Source organism: Variovorax sp. KBW07 (assembly GCF_003852515.1).
In the GTDB taxonomy this organism is placed as follows: domain Bacteria; phylum Pseudomonadota; class Gammaproteobacteria; order Burkholderiales; family Burkholderiaceae_C; genus Variovorax.
Window position 1 is genome coordinate 1 of the sequence record NZ_QAJK01000286.1, and the last position, 297, is coordinate 297.

1 pseudogene is annotated in these 297 nt (G+C 62.3%); it reads left to right on the forward strand.

Annotation, left to right across the window (positions count from 1 at the left end):
• Positions 1 to 297: pseudogene (locus tag DBV14_RS33575) on the forward strand (IS3 family transposase); the annotation flags it as partial.

Below are 297 nucleotides of genomic sequence, written 5' to 3' on the forward strand. Positions count from 1 at the left end.
TCGATCAGGTAGAAAAAGGCGGGCTGACCTACAAGCAGGCGCAGGAGCGCTACGGCATCCAAGGGCGCTCGACCGTTCTGGTGTGGCTACGCAAGCATGGTCGCCAGAGCTGGGGTTCGGCATCATCTCGGCTTCCCATGCCCGTAACAACCCAAAAATCCTCCCCCGCGCCTGCGGCGCCGCTGACCCCCGAGCAGCAGATCAAGGCCTTGGAAGTGCAGCTTCGAGAGGCCAACGAGAAGGCCCGGTTGTTCGAGGCGGTGATCGATGTCCTGAAGAAGGACTACGGGGTGCGTG